The following is a 15,315-nucleotide window of genomic DNA, read 5'->3' as shown; positions in this document are numbered from 1 at the left end:
TGTGTAAAATGGAAACTCTTTACGATGTTCAGCAATTATTTAAACGTTTTGGTATTTATATTTATGTAGGCAAGCGCATTTATGATATCGAATTAATGTTAATTGAATTAAAAAATTTATACAATGGTCGTTTAATCGATCACGATACGTATCTAACTTGCTGGCGCATATTAAAACGAGAGCATCGCATTGAAGAAAGTCGGCAGAAAGGATAATTGTACATGGACAAAAAAATTATCGGAATTGATTTAGGCGGGACTACAGTAAAATTCGCAATTTTAACTACCGCAGGAGAAATTCAACAAAAATGGAGTATTGAAACCAACATATTGGATGAAGGTAGTCATATCGTACCAGAAATCGTGGAATCAATTAACCATCATTTAGCCTTATACAACATGAAACCAGCAGATTTTGTTGGAATTGGAATGGGAACACCAGGTAGTGTTGATCGTAATGCAGGAACAGTAATTGGGGCTTACAATTTAAATTGGACGACCTTGCAACCTGTTAAAGAACAAATTGAAGCAGGAACTAAAATTCCTTTTGCCATTGACAATGATGCCAATGTTGCAGCTTTGGGCGAACGTTGGTTAGGTGCTGGGGAGAATAACCCAGACGTTATCTTTATCACCCTTGGTACCGGCGTTGGTGGTGGTATTATCGCTGAAGGTCATTTATTACACGGTGTTGCAGGTTGTGCCGGTGAAATCGGCCATGTCACAGTTGATCCAGCAGGTTTCCAATGTACTTGTGGTAAAAAAGGTTGTTTAGAAACCGTTTCTTCTGCTACTGGTGTTGTACGGGTAGCCCGTCATTTAGCTGAAGAGTACGCAGGGGATTCGAAATTAAAAGCGCAACTAGATGAAGGGTATGATATTTCATCTAAAGATGTTTTTGATTATGCCCAGACAGGTGACGCCTTTGCTTTAATGGTCGTTGACAAGGTCTGCTTTTATTTAGGCTTAGCATGTGGTAATTTAGGCAACACCTTAAATCCATCTGCAATTGTTTTAGGTGGTGGAGTTTCAGCAGCAGGGGAATTTTTACGTAGTCGCGTTGAAAAGTACTTTGCTGAATTTACTTTCCCACAAGTAACTGAAAGTACCAGTATTAAATTAGCACAACTAGGCAACGAAGCAGGCGTTATTGGCGCAGCTTCATTAGCATTAGATTTCGTGAAATAGGAAGGAAAGCAAAAGATGTCTCCAATTATTATTATTGATATTGTTTTAATTGCAATTTTATTAGGAATCGGAATTAATGAATTGTATCTTCGAATTATGGCTAAAAAATCTGCTACAACAATTGATCAAGAGACTTTTCGAGAAGGTATGCGTAAAGCACAAGTCGTTGATGTTCGGGAAAAAGATGAGTTTGATGCCGGACATGTATTAGGTGCCCGTAATATTCCCTACTCTGTTTTGAAAAATTCAATTGGTAGTATTCGTAAAGATCAACCAGTTTACATTTATGATCAAAAACGAGCAATTGCAGTACGAGCGGCCAACAAATTGCGTAAAGCCGGCTATACAGATATTTACTTATTAAAAGGTGGATACCAAAGCTGGGAAGGAAAAGTTAAAAAGAAAAACAGTTAAATTTTTGATACTGGAACAAAGGTCACTTCTGGCTTTTAGTCCAGTATTTTTTTTATTGGGCGGTTTTACCAAGAAGTGCTAGACTAAAGAAAGGAGGGATTAATCATGATTACGACAAAAAGAATTTATGCCGACTACGAAAAAAAAGATGGCTTTCGCGTTTTAGTTGATCGAGTCTGGCCGCGGGGCATTAAAAAAGTGGATGCACACTTGGATGAATGGTTAAAAGAAATTGCTCCTTCAACAGAATTGCGAAAATGGTTTGGCCACAAGCCAGAAAATTTTCCGGTCTTTAAAGAAAAGTATATCGCGGAGTTGCAAACTGAGCCGGCTAAGTCTGCACTTGCCCAACTTACGACAATTGTTCAGCGAAAAGAAAAAGTAACGTTGTTATATGGCGCTAAAGATGAAGTGCATAATCAAGCGGTTGTGTTAGCAGAATATTTAAACCGCAAAACATAATTTTTATTTATCAGTAAATAGATTAAAAGAAAAAAGACTACTAAGATAAGCAGTCCTTAGAGATACATTAAAAAAATCACACCAGTTGATGGTGTGATTTTTTTATTAGCGGGCAACGCGTTTACGCATTGCTTTTTTTCGGTTTTCTTCAATCATCGCTTCTTTTTCATCGATAGGATCGATTACTTGTTTTTTGACAGTTGCTACAAAAGCACCTGCTGCTGCAACGGTAGCCAAAGTACCGACTAAGACACCTGATACAAATTTTTTCATCCCAATCACTCCGTTCATACTTTTATTATATTATGTAACAAGTTCACTAAAAATAAAAGCTAAACGCTTTTTTTAGTTAGTGACTGGCATTAAGTTCGTAAATAAATAATCGTTGAAAATATTTAGTAAATAAATTATAATAAATTTACTAAACAAAAATGATGAGGTGTTTTTTGATGACAAAAGACTTACAAGAACTTTTTAATGCGAAATTTGGTAATAAATCAACCGGTGAATATTTTGCTCCAGGCCGAATTAATTTAATTGGCGAACATACAGATTACAATGGCGGTTATGTTTTTCCAGCTTCAATTACAATCGGTACTTATGGGTTAGCACGAAAACGTGAGGATAAAAAAGTCCGTCTTTATTCGGAAAACTTCCCGGAAAAAGGAATTATTGAATTTTCAATTGATGATTTGGATTTTCGTAAAGAACACGATTGGACTAACTATCCAAAAGGGATGATGCGCTTTTTAAAAAGTGATGGCTTTCAAATTGAAAGTGGCATGGAAATTCTTTTTTATGGTACTATTCCAAATGGAGCAGGTCTTTCATCTTCAGCATCGATTGAGCTTTTGACAGGGGTAATCTTACAAGATTTATTTAACCTTGATGTCAAAATGATTGAATTAGTCCAAACAGGTAAACGCGTAGAAAATAAATTTATTGGTGTCAATTCAGGTATCATGGATCAATTTGCAATTGGTATGGGAAAAATGGATCATGCCATTTTGCTGGATACAAATACACTTGAATATGAATTGGTTCCAGCGGAATTTGGTAAATACGTTGTGGCGATTATGAATACGAATAAACGCCGTGAATTAGCTGACTCGAAATACAATGAACGCCGAAGTGAATGTGAAGAAGCCTTGAGTCGCCTCCAAACAAAATTACCGATTAGATCATTAGGTGAGTTATCAGAAGCAGAATTTTTCAATAATACGGATTTAATTGGGGATGAGGTTCTCATTAAACGAGCAAAACACGCAGTTACTGAAAATGAACGGACTAAAAAAGCCAAGATGGCATTAGTTAACGGTGATTTAGCAACTTTTGGTAAATTATTAAATGCATCTCATGCGTCTTTGCAGTATGATTATGAAGTGACAGGTATTGAGTTGGATACTCTAGTAGCTACAGCCCAAGCGCAATCAGGTGTATTAGGGGCGCGCATGACTGGAGCAGGTTTTGGTGGCTGTGCGATTGCACTTGTTAAAGAAAGTGAATTTGAGCATTTTACTGAAAATGTAAAAGCTGCCTACAAAGAGAAGATCGGGTATGCTACAGATATTTACAAAGCGAGTATTGATGATGGTGCCCGCAAATTAAAATAAAAAATGGAGGCTTTAAAATGTCAATTTTAGTATTAGGCGGAGCTGGTTATATCGGCTCTCACGCAGTGGATCAATTAATTACCAAAGGATACGACGTGGTGGTTGTGGACAATTTATTAACTGGGCACAAACAAGCAATTCATAAAGATGCGCGTTTTTATGAAGGGGATGTGCGGGATAAAGACTTTTTAGAAAGTGTTTTTCAAAAAGAGAAAATTGAAGGTGTCATTCACTTTGCGGCTAGTTCTTTAGTTGGCGAATCAGTAGAAAAGCCATTGAAATATTTTAATAATAATGTCTACGGAATGCAAATTTTATTAGAAGTGATGCAAGCAAATGATGTAAAAAATATTGTCTTTTCTTCTACTGCGGCAACTTATGGCGAACCAAAAGTTGTACCAATTAAAGAAACGGCTGAAACTGCACCCAAAAATCCATACGGGGAAAGTAAACTGATGATGGAAAAAATGATGAAATGGTGTGACAACGCATACGGGATGAAATACGTTGCCTTGCGTTATTTCAATGTTGCCGGAGCTAAAGCAGATGCTTCAATTGGGGAAGATCACGATCCGGAAACCCATTTAGTACCGATTATTTTACAAGTTGCTTTAGGGCAAAGAGAGGCGTTGCAGATTTTCGGTGATGATTACAAAACACCAGATGGCACTTGTATTCGTGATTATGTTCAAGTAGAAGATTTAATTGCCGCGCACATTTTAGCTTTAGAATATTTAAAAGCAGGTAACAAAAGCAATGTCTTTAATCTTGGCAGTAATAATGGTTATTCCGTTAAGGAAATGCTAGAAGCCGCTAGAGCAGTTACGGGTAGAAAAATTCCTGCCAAAATTGCCCCCCGAAGAAAAGGGGACCCTGCAACACTTGTGGCTGCAAGTGACAAGGCAAAAGAAATTTTAGGCTGGCAACCTGCGTATACCGACATTAAAGATATTATTAAAACAGCTTGGGATTGGCACGTTAGTCATCCTCATGGTTATGAAGACTAGGAGGTAAAATAATGAGTATCAGCCAGATAGTGGTGGATTTTGCGACATTAGCCATTCATGCCGGTGGTTATATGGAATTAGACCGCTTATATTTACAAAATCGGATTATTGCTTTAATTGGGGAGGATGGTCTGGATGAGGTTAAGCCACAAAGTGCGACCCAAAATTCTTTAGAGTTATTAGATGCATTAGTAAAAAAGGCAAAAGAAAATGGTGTAATCGGAGATAGTCTAGCCCAAAAAGAAATTTTGGAAGCGCAGTTAATGGATTTTTTGACGCCGCCGCCTTCAGTTGTTAATGCTTTTTTTGCCCAACATTATGCTAAAACACCAAAAGCCGCAACCGAATACTTTTTTAAATTATGTCAAGAAAATGACTATATTAAAACGCGTGCTATTGCTAAAAACATTGTTTTTCCAGCTGAAACGAAATATGGAAAATTAGAGATTACAATTAATCTTTCTAAACCAGAAAAAGACCCTAAAGAAATTGCAACAATGAAAAATGTGACAGCCGGCGATTATCCCAAATGTATGCTTTGCATGGAAAATGAAGGCTATAAAGGGCGCCTGAATTATCCAGCGCGGACCAATCACCGCATTATTCGCATGAACTTGAATGGTGAGAGTTGGGGATTTCAATATTCCCCATATGCCTATTATAATGAACATTGCATTGTCTTATCAGAAGAGCATCGCCCGATGCAAATTAGCCGGGCAACTTTTGAACGTTTATTGACCATCATTGAAGTTTTACCCCATTATTTTGTGGGCTCAAATGCGGATTTACCGATTGTAGGAGGATCAATTTTATCCCATGACCATTATCAAGGTGGAAAGCACACCTTTGCGATGGCAAAAGCTCCCCTTGAAAAAGAAATTAATTTAAGTGTTTTTCCAAATATTAAAGCGGGAATTGTAAAATGGCCGATGTCAGTTCTTCGGTTGCAAGGAGCAGACAAAACTGAAATGATAAATGCTTGCGAGTATATCTTACAAGCCTGGAAACACTATTCAGATGAAAGTGTTTGTGTCAAAGCATTTAGTGAAGATGGCACGCCACATCATACGATAACGCCCATTGCCAGAAGAAATGGAAAGTTATATGAGGTTGATTTAGTATTGCGGGATAATAATGTTTCAAAAAAATTCCCCGATGGTATTTTTCATCCCCATCCAGATGTGCAACATATTAAAAAAGAAAATATTGGTCTGATTGAGGTAATGGGACTAGCTGTCTTACCACCAAGATTATTACCTGAATTAGAAGAAGTTGAAAAATATGTATTAGGCAAACCTAATAATATTGCCGACTACCATAAAACCTGGGCACAAGCGATGATGCAAACCCATGAATTTACGCCAACAAATGCCATGGATATCATACATGGTGAAGTTGGACAAATTTTTGCCCGTGTTTTGGAAGATGCTGGTGTTTTTAAACGGGATAAAGTGGGGAAACAAGCCTTTTTGCGTTTTACTGATACACTTTAAGCGTTAAAAAATCAGCTGCACAAATTTGTTTATCTTTAACTTACAACTCGAGAAATAAAACTAAAGGAGGTGTAGCATGGCAACAATTAAAGATATAGCCCAAAAAGCCAACGTCTCCCCGGCCACTGTTTCGCGAGTCTTAAATTATGATGCTGGACTTTCAGTGGGACAAGATACCAAACGGAAAATTTTTGAAGCAGCAGAAGCTCTCAATTATACGAAATATAAAAACAAGCAAAAAAAAGCAGACCAAGTCTTACGCTTAGTTCAGTGGTATAACGACGAAGAGGAATTGGAAGATTTGTATTATTTGGCGATTCGTTTAGGCATTGAACGAAAAGCAGAAGAATTAAACGTACAATTAGTAAAAGAATCTTTATCTGAACTTTCCGAGACAAAAACCGATGGGATCATCGCATTGGGAAAATTTGATGCCAAACATATTAAAACGCTAAAGAAAATGAAGCAACCACTTTTATTTGTGGATTATGATGGAATGTCAGCTGGGTTTGATTCTTTAGTTGTTGACTTTCATCAGGCAGTAGATTTAGTCATTGATCATTTCATCAAAGAAGGGCATGAAAAGATCGCTATTTTAGCTGGTGTAGAGTTTACGAAAGATTATCATAATGAAATTGCTGACCCTCGCTTGCGTTTGTTTACTGAACGGTTGCGGCAATTGAAGCTTTTAAATTCACAGTATGAAATCACAGGTGATTTTACAGTTGAAGGTGGCTATCAAGCCGTTAAAAATTTTTTGCAGTCTGAAAAAGAAATTCCCAGCGCACTATTTGCCGCAAGTGATGCAATGGCAGTTGGGGCACTAAAAGCCATTCACGAGGCAGGCTTAAAAGTACCGGCAGATATTTCAGTTATTGGTTTTAATGATGTTAGCGTGGCCAAATATGTAACGCCTGCTTTGTCTACCATTCAAGTACCGACAGAGTGGATGGGAGAATTAGCTCTAGAAACGATGGTACAAATTGAAAAAGATGAAGCACCCGTGCCACGCAAGATTACAATTGGCACGAAACTGATTTTAAGAGAGTCAACATTACAAACAAACTAGTTGAAAGATGTTACCGCAGTTGTTTTATATCTGACGGTAGCATTTTTTATTGGCTCTACGCAGGTTTATTTAACTTTTTTAAATTTGTGGTAAAATACACTAGAGTTAAAGGAGAGGATAGCACCGTGAAGATATTGGCTTTTGATACATCAAATAAAACCTTAACAGTCAGCGTGATGGCTGAAAACATCGTCTTAGGCGAAATTACAACAAATGTTAATAAAAATCATAGTGTGACGTTAATGCCCGCTATTGCTGAGCTAATGGAAAAAGTTGCATTAACTCCACAAGAAATTGAGCGCATCGTAGTTGCCCAGGGACCTGGATCTTACACGGGGCTTAGAATTGGTGTCACAACAGCAAAAACACTAGCAGATACACTACATTGTGAGTTGGTTGGTGTTTCTAGTTTGGCTTTAATTGCCGCCAATTGCCGTAATTATGCAGGCGTTATTGTCCCATTATTTGATGCAAGAAGAAACAATGTATACACTGGTCTTTATCAATGGGTTGCAGATGAATTGCAAATGATTCAAGCAGATCGCCATATGGCACTAGCAGATTTACTAGTACAGTTGAAAAATGAAGATGACATTTTATTTGTCGGAGAAGATGTGGCAAAGTTTGCCGCGGAGATAAGTGAAAGTTTACCCACTGCAAAAATAAATAAAATTTCCCATTGGCAACTTCCCAGTGGTGCAGTTTTAGCAGAATTGGGTGCCAAAAAAGCACCAGTGACCAATATTGACACTTTTTCACCGCTATATTTAAAACGTGTCGAAGCAGAAGAAAAATGGCTGGCTGCCCACAAAGATTGGTCAGGTGACGAAAATTATGTTGAAAAAATTTAAAGCTCTTTTTCCAAAACCACCTTTTAAAAGTGCAGGCTATCCAAAAAGGATTTATCCAGGACATGCAGCCTGGTTTGTTCGCGAAGTGACAAATGACGACATCAAAGCGCTTTTAGCAGTGGAAAGAAATGTTTACCATGGCAAGTTACCTTGGACTAAATCAGCATTTTTGTCAGAATTAATTTCACCGCTACCACATTTGTATTTATGTGTGGAAGCTGAAGCTATTTTAGCTTTTGGCGGATGCCGTATTATTGGTAATGATGCCCATATCACCAATATTGCCGTTGATCCAGATTTTCAAGGAAGTGGCATTGGCACATTTTTATTACAAGAGCTGGAACATTTTGCTAAAAAAAATGGTTGTTTGACCATGTCTTTGGAAGTTCGGTTAAGTAATCGCGATGCGCAACGCCTATACCGCAAATTAGGATATGTTTCACGCGCAATTAAAACCGCCTATTATGATCAAACAAATGAAGATGCATTGGATATGGTGAAATACATTGACTGATTTTAAGATTAAAGAAAAAAAGGACTACAACTTGACGGAACTGGCAGATTCATTGTATAACATTGCAGAGGCTGCCTATCAAACAGGAAGTCCTTGGAAAAAAGAGCAATATCTCGCTGATTTAAAAAATGCTGCAACCAATTATTTTATTATAGAAGAAAAAGGACAAGTAGTAGCTTTTTTAGCTTATCAAAAAATTATTGATGAAGTTGAAATTGCCAACGTGGCCGTTCATCCTGCAACGCAAAATAAAGGTTACGGCGGTCTTTTAATGAAGTTAGTGGATAAAATTCCCTCAGTAAACCAATTTTTTTTAGAGGTACGGGTAAGAAATTTTTCTGCCAAAAATCTCTATTTAGCGCATGGTTATAAGGTCATTAGTCGACGGGCAGATTATTATCAAAATCCACGGGAAGATGCCTTAATTATGTTAAAGAAAGTGGGGCCAATTCAAACAAATGAGTTCTGAATTAATTTTAGCCGTTGAAAGTAGCTGTGATGAAACAAGTGTTGCAGTGATTAAAGACGGTCATGAAATATTAAGTAATATTGTTGCTTCCCAAATTAAAAGTCACCAACGTTTTGGTGGCGTTGTGCCAGAAGTTGCAAGTCGTCATCATGTGGAGCAAATTACGCTTTGTTTACAAGATGCGTTAAGTGAAGCACAAGTTACACCAAAAGATTTAACTGCTGTGGCGGTAACGTATGGTCCTGGTTTAGTCGGCTCGCTTTTAATTGGAATCGCAGCGGCCAAGGCGTTTGCCTGGGCGCACCAATTACCGTTAATTCCTGTAAATCATATGGCAGGACATATTTATGCAGCACGGTTAGTAAAACCATTAGAATTTCCTTTAATGGCTTTACTTGTTAGTGGTGGGCATACGGAGTTAGTTTACATGGCTGAAGACGGCTCTTATGAAATTATTGGTGAAACCCGAGATGACGCTTGTGGTGAAGCCTACGATAAAGTAGGACGCGTCTTAGGTTTAAGTTATCCTAGCGGTAAAGAACTAGATCAGCTTGCTCATCTGGGGAAAGATACGTTTCATTTTCCTCGCGCAATGATCCATGAGGATAATTATGATTTTAGTTTTAGCGGTTTAAAAAGTGCCTTTATTAATTTAGTGCACAATGCAGATCAAAAAGGTGAAGTGTTAGCAAAAGAAGATCTAGCTGCAAGTTTTCAAGCCAGCGTCGTAGATGTTTTAACTGCAAAAACAATCCGTGCTTGTCAAAATTGGCCAGTTAAACAATTAGTTGTTGCTGGTGGCGTTGCAGCCAATCAGGGGCTGCGAGAACGTTTAGGTGAAGTATTGCTCAAAGAAGCTCCAGGCGTTGAATTAATTGTACCGCCGTTGCGTTTATGTGGAGATAATGCTGCAATGATTGGTGCTGCCGCTCATGTAGAATTAGCAAAACAACATTTTGGCAACTATTTTCTAAATGCTAAACCGGGTTTGGAATTAGCCTGATTTTTTTCAAAAGAAGTTTTTAATCCGCAATTAATTTGAAAAAAAGAAAATTACAATTACGGTACACTTATTGATGTAAGCTAGAACTAAAACATTTAAGATTCTTGATGGATTTTTGGGGGAAATGAAGTCAAACTTTTTAAGTGGCTTTTTTCTGGCTTACATTTACAAATATAAAAACGGATGATTTGGCATAGGCTAAATCATCCGTTTTTATATTTTGACTAGGCTATTTGATTACATCTTCATAAAAAGTGAATATTTTTTTTTCATAATCAATTAAACCTTTTTCTTTTAGCTTTTTAATGACTTGACCTGCTGTTTCACGGGTAGTACCACTATTAACAGCTAATTCTTTTAAAGTAATTGGAAATGGAATCGTGACTTTGGTTTTGGATTCTGGTTGTCCTAACTCTCGTTTTAATATGTAGAGATTTTGGGTTACACGATCGTGAGCATTTGAAGTTAAGCCCGTTTGTAGGCGTAATTGATGGCTTTCGATAATTTTATTTTGCTTTTTGATAAGGTAAAGTAACTGCTGGTTGTTCTTTTGACAAATTTGTTCATAAATTTGGGTAGGAAAATAGAAGGTTTCAATGTCAGTCATGGCTTGAGCACTATGGGTGTAAACATCTGCTTCGAAAACGCCTCCCAAAGGAAAAACACTGTAATTGGTTACGTAATCATAATAGTAGTAAGTTGCACTTTCATCATAGCGTTCAATTCGTACCAAACCAGCAACGACATAATACAGTCGGTCTCTTGCATCCCCTTCGTCAAAGAGTACTTGTCCTTTTTTATAAGAACGTAATAAAACATTGGCCTTTAAAAGTTGGAATTCGTCATCAGTAAGGTGTTCAAAATCTGCTTGGTATCTTAAACGGGAAAATTGATAGTCTACCTTATCGGCATACATAAATGGCTAACTCCTTTTTTACACTTTTTTTCTCTAGTTTATATTGTTGCCTTTTTCCTTTGGTTTGTAAAGGGAAAAATAAGGTGTAGACGGCAGATTTCAGCAAAAAAATAATATGAGAATGTAAGTCGGATTTTTATTGAGTGAAAATGGCAAAAATGAATAAAACAAGGTTTTGCATACCGAAAATATACAAAAACCGCTGAAAAGTATGCGTTTTCAAATTATTTAGACCTTTAAAATAAAGAGAATATTCTATATGCAAAAAAAAAATCCAAATGAATAAATATTTTTTTTTCGTTCAAAATGAATAAATATATCTTCTGTTATGATTGTTTCATTCATTAATCGGGTAAATATAAATAACATCTAATATAATGTGAAATATTTCTCCTTTATAATGTTAGATAAATTTGAAAGCCCTTTCTTTTAAGGGTTAATCTATTAATGTAATCAATAACGAGGAGGCAATAAAAAATGGACAAACCAATTCACGTGTTTTCCGAAATCGGAAAACTAAACACTGTTCTATTGAAAAGACCTGGCGCAGAAGTTGAAAACTTAACTCCAGACATTATGGATCGTTTATTATTTGACGATATTCCATATTTGCCAAATGCCCAAGCAGAGCATGACGAGTTCGCCAAAGTTTTACAAGACAATGGTGCAGAAACTCTGTATTTAGAAAAATTATCAACAGAAGCTATTGATGCTGGTAATGTGAAAGAAGAATTCTTAAACCGCATCTTAGATGAATCTCATATTGATTCAGCAGCTGTCCGTCAAGGATTGTTCGAATATCTGCTTAGTATGGAAACACAAGACATGGTTGATAAAATCATGGCTGGGGTACGTACAAAAGAAATCGATGTTAAATCTCGTTCATTACTAGATTTATCTGCTGACGATGAATATCCATTTTACATGGATCCAATGCCTAACCTATACTTCACTCGCGACCCTTCTGCATCAATTGGTAACGGCATGACTGTTAACAAGATGACTTTTGAAGCACGTCGTCGTGAATCATTATTTACAGAATATATTTTAAATCATCATCCACGTTTTGCAGGCAAAGTTGATGTTTGGTTAGACCGTGAAGCTGAAGGCCATATTGAAGGTGGGGACGAATTAGTTCTTAGCCATGAAGTATTAGCAGTTGGTATTTCACAACGGACAAATGCGAAAACTTTGGAAAAATTAGCGCGCAATATGTTTGCTAAACATGCTGGTTTTGAAAAAGTTTTAGCAATTAAAATTCCAAACAACCGTGCAATGATGCATTTGGATACTGTATTTACAATGGTAGATTACGATAAATTTACGATTCATCCAGCTATTCAAGATGCTGATGGTAAAATCGATTGCTTCATTTTAGAACCAAATGGCGACGATATCACAATCACACAAACAAATGACTTGCACGGTACATTAAAAGATTTATTACATTTAGATGATTTGGTATTAATTCCAACCGGTGATGGCGATGCAATCGTTGCACCTCGTGAACAATGGAATGACGGTTCAAATACCTTAGCAATTGCACCAGCTGTAGTAGTAACGTATAATCGTAACTATGTATCAAACGAAATTCTACGTAGCTATGGTATTAAAGTGTTAGAAATCCATTCAGGAGAATTATCACGCGGTCGTGGTGGCCCTCGTTGCATGAGTCAACCATTAGTACGTGAAGATCTAAAAAAATAAAGGTATGAATTGGTTCTGCGGGCGGCTGTAAGCCGTCTTGCGGACCAAATGAAAACTAACTAAAGGAGAGCTCAACTTATGAAAGAATCAGTATTCCAAGGAAGAAGCTTGTTAGCAGAAAAAGATTTTACAAAAGAAGAATTACAATATCTAATCGATTTTTCTGAACATTTGAAAGATCTTAAAAAACGTGGGATTCCACATCGCTACTTAGAAGGTAAAAATATTGCACTTTTATTTGAAAAAACTTCTACACGGACACGGGCTGCTTTTACTACAGCTTCAATTGATTTAGGTGCACATCCGGAATACCTTGGTGCAAATGATATTCAATTAGGTAAAAAAGAATCTACAGAAGATACTGCAAAAGTATTGGGTCGTATGTTTGACGGAATTGAATTCCGCGGATTCAGCCAAAAAATGGTTGAAGAGTTGGCTGAGTTTTCAGGCGTTCCAGTTTGGAATGGTTTGACAGACGAATGGCATCCAACACAAATGATTGCCGACTTCTTAACAATCCAAGAAAACTTTGGCACAGTTGAAGATATTACATTGGCTTACTGTGGAGATGGCCGTAATAACATGGCAAACTCATTGTTAGTAACAGGTGCGATTTTAGGTACAAATGTACGTATCGTAGCACCAAAAGAATTACAACCTGAAGAAGAAATTCAAAAAATGGCACAAGAGTTTGCTGAAAAATCTGGTGCTAAATTAATGGTAACAGACGATGTTGATAAAGGCGTTGATGGCGCTGATGTATTGTATGCCGATGTTTGGGTATCAATGGGTGAAGAAGACAAATTTGAAGAACGTATCAAATTATTGCGTCCTTACCAAATCAACATGGAATTAGTTGAAAAAACACATAATACAGATCGCTTAATCTTCTTACACTGCTTACCAGCATTCCATGATACAAACACTGTATATGGCGAACAAATGAAAGAAAGATTTGGTATTACTGAAATGGAAGTTACAGATGAAGTCTTCCGTTCTAAATATGCGCGTCAATTTGATCAAGCGGAAAACCGCATGCACTCAATCAAAGCTATTATGGCTGCGACATTAGGTAATCTGTTTATTCCACGTGCTTAATCGCTACTAAATTAAAACCTACTTTAACTAAGACGAGTCAGTTCTTTGAGCCTTTTGCCTGTCAAAAGAGCTGGCTTGTTTTGGTGTTTCTAAAAACTGTCAAAATTTCTTACGAGGAGCGATAATTATGGCAAAACGTAAAGTCGTTGTAGCTTTAGGTGGTAATGCAATCTTATCTGATGACGCAACTGCACAAGCACAACAAAATGCATTAAAAGAAACTGCAAAATATTTAGTTCAATTTATCGAACAAGGGGATGAATTAATCATCTCCCATGGTAATGGTCCCCAAGTTGGGAACTTATTAATCCAACAAGCGGCAGCGGACTCTGAAAAAACACCAGCTATGCCTTTAGATACTTGTGTTGCTATGACAGAAGGTTCAATTGGTTACTGGTTGCAAAATGAAATGGGCGCTATCTTAAAAGAAAAAGGTATTGATAAAGATGTTGTTTCTTTAGTGACACAAGTTATTGTGGCAGAAGACGATCCATCTTTTAATAATCCAAGTAAACCAGTTGGTCCATTCTTCACTGAAGAAGAAGCCAAACAACAAATGCAAGCGGGCAATGCTACTTTTAAAGAAGATGCAGGGCGAGGCTGGCGTAAAGTTGTTGCATCACCAAAACCACTTTCAATTAAAGAAGCACGCGTGATCGAAAGCTTAGTAGATCAAGGTGTGGTGACAATTTCTGTTGGTGGTGGCGGTATTCCTGTTGTGGAAACTGCAAAAGGTTTGGAAGGTCGCGAAGCTGTAATTGACAAAGATTTCGCTTCTGAAAAATTAGCTGAAATCATTAAAGCAGACCTTCTAATCGTCTTGACTGGTGTTGATAATGTGTATGTAAATTATCAAAAACCAGATCAAAAGAAATTAGAACGCGTGACAGTTTCAGAAATGAAACAATACATTCAAGAAGATCAATTTGCTCCAGGCAGTATGTTGCCTAAAGTACAAGCATGTATTGAATTTGTTGAAGCTCGTCCTGAAGGTAAAGCAATCATCACTTCATTGGAAAATATTGAAAACTTATTGGCTAATGAAGATGGCACGATTGTAGTTGCCGACTAATAGTTAATTTGCTAAAAAATATCTCTGCTGTACATTTTTCTCCTTTAGGGTACAGTGGGGATATTTTTTGAAATCTAATTAGTAAAAATACAATTTTAAACAAAGAAATGAAAGAAAATACTTTTTCGTTTAAAATAATGATAAAAAGACTAGCCAGAAAAAAAAGTATTTGTTATAATCAGTGTCAGTTTAATAATTGATTTTGTGAACAAGAGAGTATTGTTTGTTGGAAATTTAGCGAGTTTGGGCGGGTGTGAGCCAAGCAAGAAGACAAATAAGAAACGCACTTGGGAAAATCTGCATGTAGCAGACGGCGATCTACCGTTATAGAAGAAGCTGGTTTGAGTATTCAAACAACAAGAGTGGTACCGCGGGAAGTCTCGTCTCTAACGATTATCGTTAGGGGCTTTTTTTATTGACAAAATCAAGAATAACTAAAG

The 15,315-nt window shown here is 37.0% G+C and carries 17 protein-coding genes and 1 other annotated feature; of the genes, 15 read left to right on the top strand and 2 right to left on the bottom strand.

Annotation, left to right across the window (positions count from 1 at the left end; all coding sequences use genetic code 11):
- The first annotated feature begins 8 nt into the window (after nucleotides 1-8).
- From K4422_RS00755 to K4422_RS00740, 4 genes are all read left to right on the top strand, one after another.
- Nucleotides 9-215, top strand: a complete 207-nt coding sequence (locus K4422_RS00755) for a YqgQ family protein (RefSeq protein ID WP_230708567.1) — start codon at nucleotides 9-11, stop codon at nucleotides 213-215.
- Between the two features lie 6 nt (nucleotides 216-221).
- Entirely contained in the window at nucleotides 222-1,187 is a 966-nt protein-coding gene (locus tag K4422_RS00750; protein WP_206905698.1) for an ROK family glucokinase, read from the top strand.
- Between the two features lie 15 nt (nucleotides 1,188-1,202).
- Nucleotides 1,203-1,601 (top strand): rhodanese-like domain-containing protein, encoded by a 399-nt coding sequence (locus K4422_RS00745; protein ID WP_230708565.1) that lies wholly within the window; start codon nucleotides 1,203-1,205, stop codon nucleotides 1,599-1,601.
- Between the two features lie 105 nt (nucleotides 1,602-1,706).
- On the top strand, nucleotides 1,707-2,063 hold the full coding sequence (locus K4422_RS00740) for a DUF488 domain-containing protein (RefSeq protein ID WP_206905700.1): 357 nt from the start codon (nucleotides 1,707-1,709) through the stop codon (nucleotides 2,061-2,063).
- A gap of 105 nt (nucleotides 2,064-2,168) precedes the next feature.
- On the opposite strand, the gene K4422_RS00735 is transcribed toward K4422_RS00740, so the two are convergent.
- Nucleotides 2,169-2,336, bottom strand: coding sequence for a DUF3042 family protein (locus tag K4422_RS00735; protein WP_206905701.1), 168 nt, complete (start codon nucleotides 2,334-2,336; stop codon nucleotides 2,169-2,171).
- A gap of 176 nt (nucleotides 2,337-2,512) precedes the next feature.
- On the opposite strand from K4422_RS00735, the gene K4422_RS00730 reads away from it, so the two are divergent.
- The 8 genes from K4422_RS00730 (at nucleotide 2,513) to tsaD (ending at nucleotide 10,082) form a co-directional block, all read left to right on the top strand.
- Nucleotides 2,513-3,676: a galactokinase gene (locus K4422_RS00730; protein ID WP_230708563.1), complete on the top strand. Its 1,164-nt coding sequence runs from the start codon at nucleotides 2,513-2,515 to the stop codon at nucleotides 3,674-3,676.
- 17 nt (nucleotides 3,677-3,693) lie between these two features.
- Entirely contained in the window at nucleotides 3,694-4,683 is a 990-nt protein-coding gene (gene galE, locus K4422_RS00725) for a UDP-glucose 4-epimerase GalE (protein WP_206905703.1), read from the top strand.
- An 11-nt stretch (nucleotides 4,684-4,694) separates the two neighbouring features.
- On the top strand, nucleotides 4,695-6,176 hold the full coding sequence (gene galT, locus K4422_RS00720; RefSeq protein ID WP_230708561.1) for a UDP-glucose--hexose-1-phosphate uridylyltransferase: 1,482 nt from the start codon (nucleotides 4,695-4,697) through the stop codon (nucleotides 6,174-6,176).
- Between the two features lie 76 nt (nucleotides 6,177-6,252).
- Complete coding sequence (locus K4422_RS00715) at nucleotides 6,253-7,245, top strand: LacI family DNA-binding transcriptional regulator (protein WP_230708559.1); 993 nt, start codon at nucleotides 6,253-6,255, stop codon at nucleotides 7,243-7,245.
- 125 nt (nucleotides 7,246-7,370) lie between these two features.
- The gene (gene tsaB, locus K4422_RS00710; RefSeq protein WP_230708557.1) at nucleotides 7,371-8,096 is read left to right on the top strand and encodes a tRNA (adenosine(37)-N6)-threonylcarbamoyltransferase complex dimerization subunit type 1 TsaB; all 726 of its coding nucleotides are present in this window, start codon (nucleotides 7,371-7,373) and stop codon (nucleotides 8,094-8,096) included.
- Nucleotides 8,080-8,610, top strand: coding sequence for a ribosomal protein S18-alanine N-acetyltransferase (gene rimI, locus K4422_RS00705; protein ID WP_206905713.1), 531 nt, complete (start codon nucleotides 8,080-8,082; stop codon nucleotides 8,608-8,610). The genes tsaB and rimI (K4422_RS00705) overlap by 17 nt, the downstream gene beginning before the upstream one ends.
- Complete coding sequence (gene rimI, locus K4422_RS00700; protein ID WP_230708555.1) at nucleotides 8,603-9,079, top strand: ribosomal protein S18-alanine N-acetyltransferase; 477 nt, start codon at nucleotides 8,603-8,605, stop codon at nucleotides 9,077-9,079. Before rimI (K4422_RS00705) ends, rimI (K4422_RS00700) begins: the two co-directional genes overlap by 8 nt.
- Nucleotides 9,069-10,082, top strand: a complete 1,014-nt coding sequence (gene tsaD / locus K4422_RS00695) for a tRNA (adenosine(37)-N6)-threonylcarbamoyltransferase complex transferase subunit TsaD (protein ID WP_230708553.1) — start codon at nucleotides 9,069-9,071, stop codon at nucleotides 10,080-10,082. Before rimI (K4422_RS00700) ends, tsaD begins: the two co-directional genes overlap by 11 nt.
- Nucleotides 10,083-10,311: 229 nt before the next feature.
- Here tsaD and K4422_RS00690 read toward each other — a convergent pair whose 3' ends face one another.
- On the bottom strand, nucleotides 10,312-10,998 hold the full coding sequence (locus K4422_RS00690) for a Crp/Fnr family transcriptional regulator (RefSeq protein ID WP_230708551.1): 687 nt from the start codon (nucleotides 10,996-10,998) through the stop codon (nucleotides 10,312-10,314).
- A gap of 477 nt (nucleotides 10,999-11,475) precedes the next feature.
- Here K4422_RS00690 and arcA point away from each other — a divergent pair, with 477 nt between their 5' ends.
- The 3 genes from arcA (at nucleotide 11,476) to arcC (ending at nucleotide 14,875) form a co-directional block, all read left to right on the top strand.
- Nucleotides 11,476-12,705 carry an arginine deiminase gene (arcA, locus tag K4422_RS00685; protein ID WP_206905730.1) on the top strand — a complete coding sequence of 410 codons (1,230 nt, stop codon included), beginning with the start codon at nucleotides 11,476-11,478 and terminating at the stop codon, nucleotides 12,703-12,705.
- Between the two features lie 78 nt (nucleotides 12,706-12,783).
- Nucleotides 12,784-13,803 (top strand): ornithine carbamoyltransferase, encoded by a 1,020-nt coding sequence (argF, locus tag K4422_RS00680; protein WP_206905732.1) that lies wholly within the window; start codon nucleotides 12,784-12,786, stop codon nucleotides 13,801-13,803.
- Between the two features lie 127 nt (nucleotides 13,804-13,930).
- Nucleotides 13,931-14,875, top strand: a complete 945-nt coding sequence (gene arcC / locus K4422_RS00675) for a carbamate kinase (RefSeq protein WP_230708549.1) — start codon at nucleotides 13,931-13,933, stop codon at nucleotides 14,873-14,875.
- A 195-nt stretch (nucleotides 14,876-15,070) separates the two neighbouring features.
- Nucleotides 15,071-15,266: a binding site (T-box leader), on the top strand.
- The last annotated feature ends 49 nt before the right edge of the window (nucleotides 15,267-15,315 follow it).

It is taken from the genome of Enterococcus sp. SMC-9, from assembly GCF_021011285.1.
Taxonomy (GTDB): Bacteria; Bacillota; Bacilli; order Lactobacillales; family Enterococcaceae; genus Enterococcus_C; species Enterococcus_C montenegrensis.
This window is presented reverse-complemented; position numbering and strand designations above follow the sequence as displayed.

Coding starts and splice junctions, on each gene's coding strand:
- K4422_RS00755 (WP_230708567.1), top strand. CDS start 9: ATGGAAACTCTTTACGATGTTCAGCAATTATTTAAACGTTTTGGTATT.
- K4422_RS00750 (WP_206905698.1), top strand. CDS start 222: ATGGACAAAAAAATTATCGGAATTGATTTAGGCGGGACTACAGTAAAA.
- K4422_RS00745 (WP_230708565.1), top strand. CDS start 1,203: ATGTCTCCAATTATTATTATTGATATTGTTTTAATTGCAATTTTATTA.
- K4422_RS00740 (WP_206905700.1), top strand. CDS start 1,707: ATGATTACGACAAAAAGAATTTATGCCGACTACGAAAAAAAAGATGGC.
- K4422_RS00735 (WP_206905701.1), bottom strand. CDS start 2,336: ATGAAAAAATTTGTATCAGGTGTCTTAGTCGGTACTTTGGCTACCGTT.
- K4422_RS00730 (WP_230708563.1), top strand. CDS start 2,513: ATGACAAAAGACTTACAAGAACTTTTTAATGCGAAATTTGGTAATAAA.
- galE (WP_206905703.1), top strand. CDS start 3,694: ATGTCAATTTTAGTATTAGGCGGAGCTGGTTATATCGGCTCTCACGCA.
- galT (WP_230708561.1), top strand. CDS start 4,695: ATGAGTATCAGCCAGATAGTGGTGGATTTTGCGACATTAGCCATTCAT.
- K4422_RS00715 (WP_230708559.1), top strand. CDS start 6,253: ATGGCAACAATTAAAGATATAGCCCAAAAAGCCAACGTCTCCCCGGCC.
- rimI (WP_206905713.1), top strand. CDS start 8,080: ATGTTGAAAAAATTTAAAGCTCTTTTTCCAAAACCACCTTTTAAAAGT.
- tsaD (WP_230708553.1), top strand. CDS start 9,069: ATGAGTTCTGAATTAATTTTAGCCGTTGAAAGTAGCTGTGATGAAACA.
- K4422_RS00690 (WP_230708551.1), bottom strand. CDS start 10,998: ATGTATGCCGATAAGGTAGACTATCAATTTTCCCGTTTAAGATACCAA.
- arcA (WP_206905730.1), top strand. CDS start 11,476: ATGGACAAACCAATTCACGTGTTTTCCGAAATCGGAAAACTAAACACT.
- argF (WP_206905732.1), top strand. CDS start 12,784: ATGAAAGAATCAGTATTCCAAGGAAGAAGCTTGTTAGCAGAAAAAGAT.
- arcC (WP_230708549.1), top strand. CDS start 13,931: ATGGCAAAACGTAAAGTCGTTGTAGCTTTAGGTGGTAATGCAATCTTA.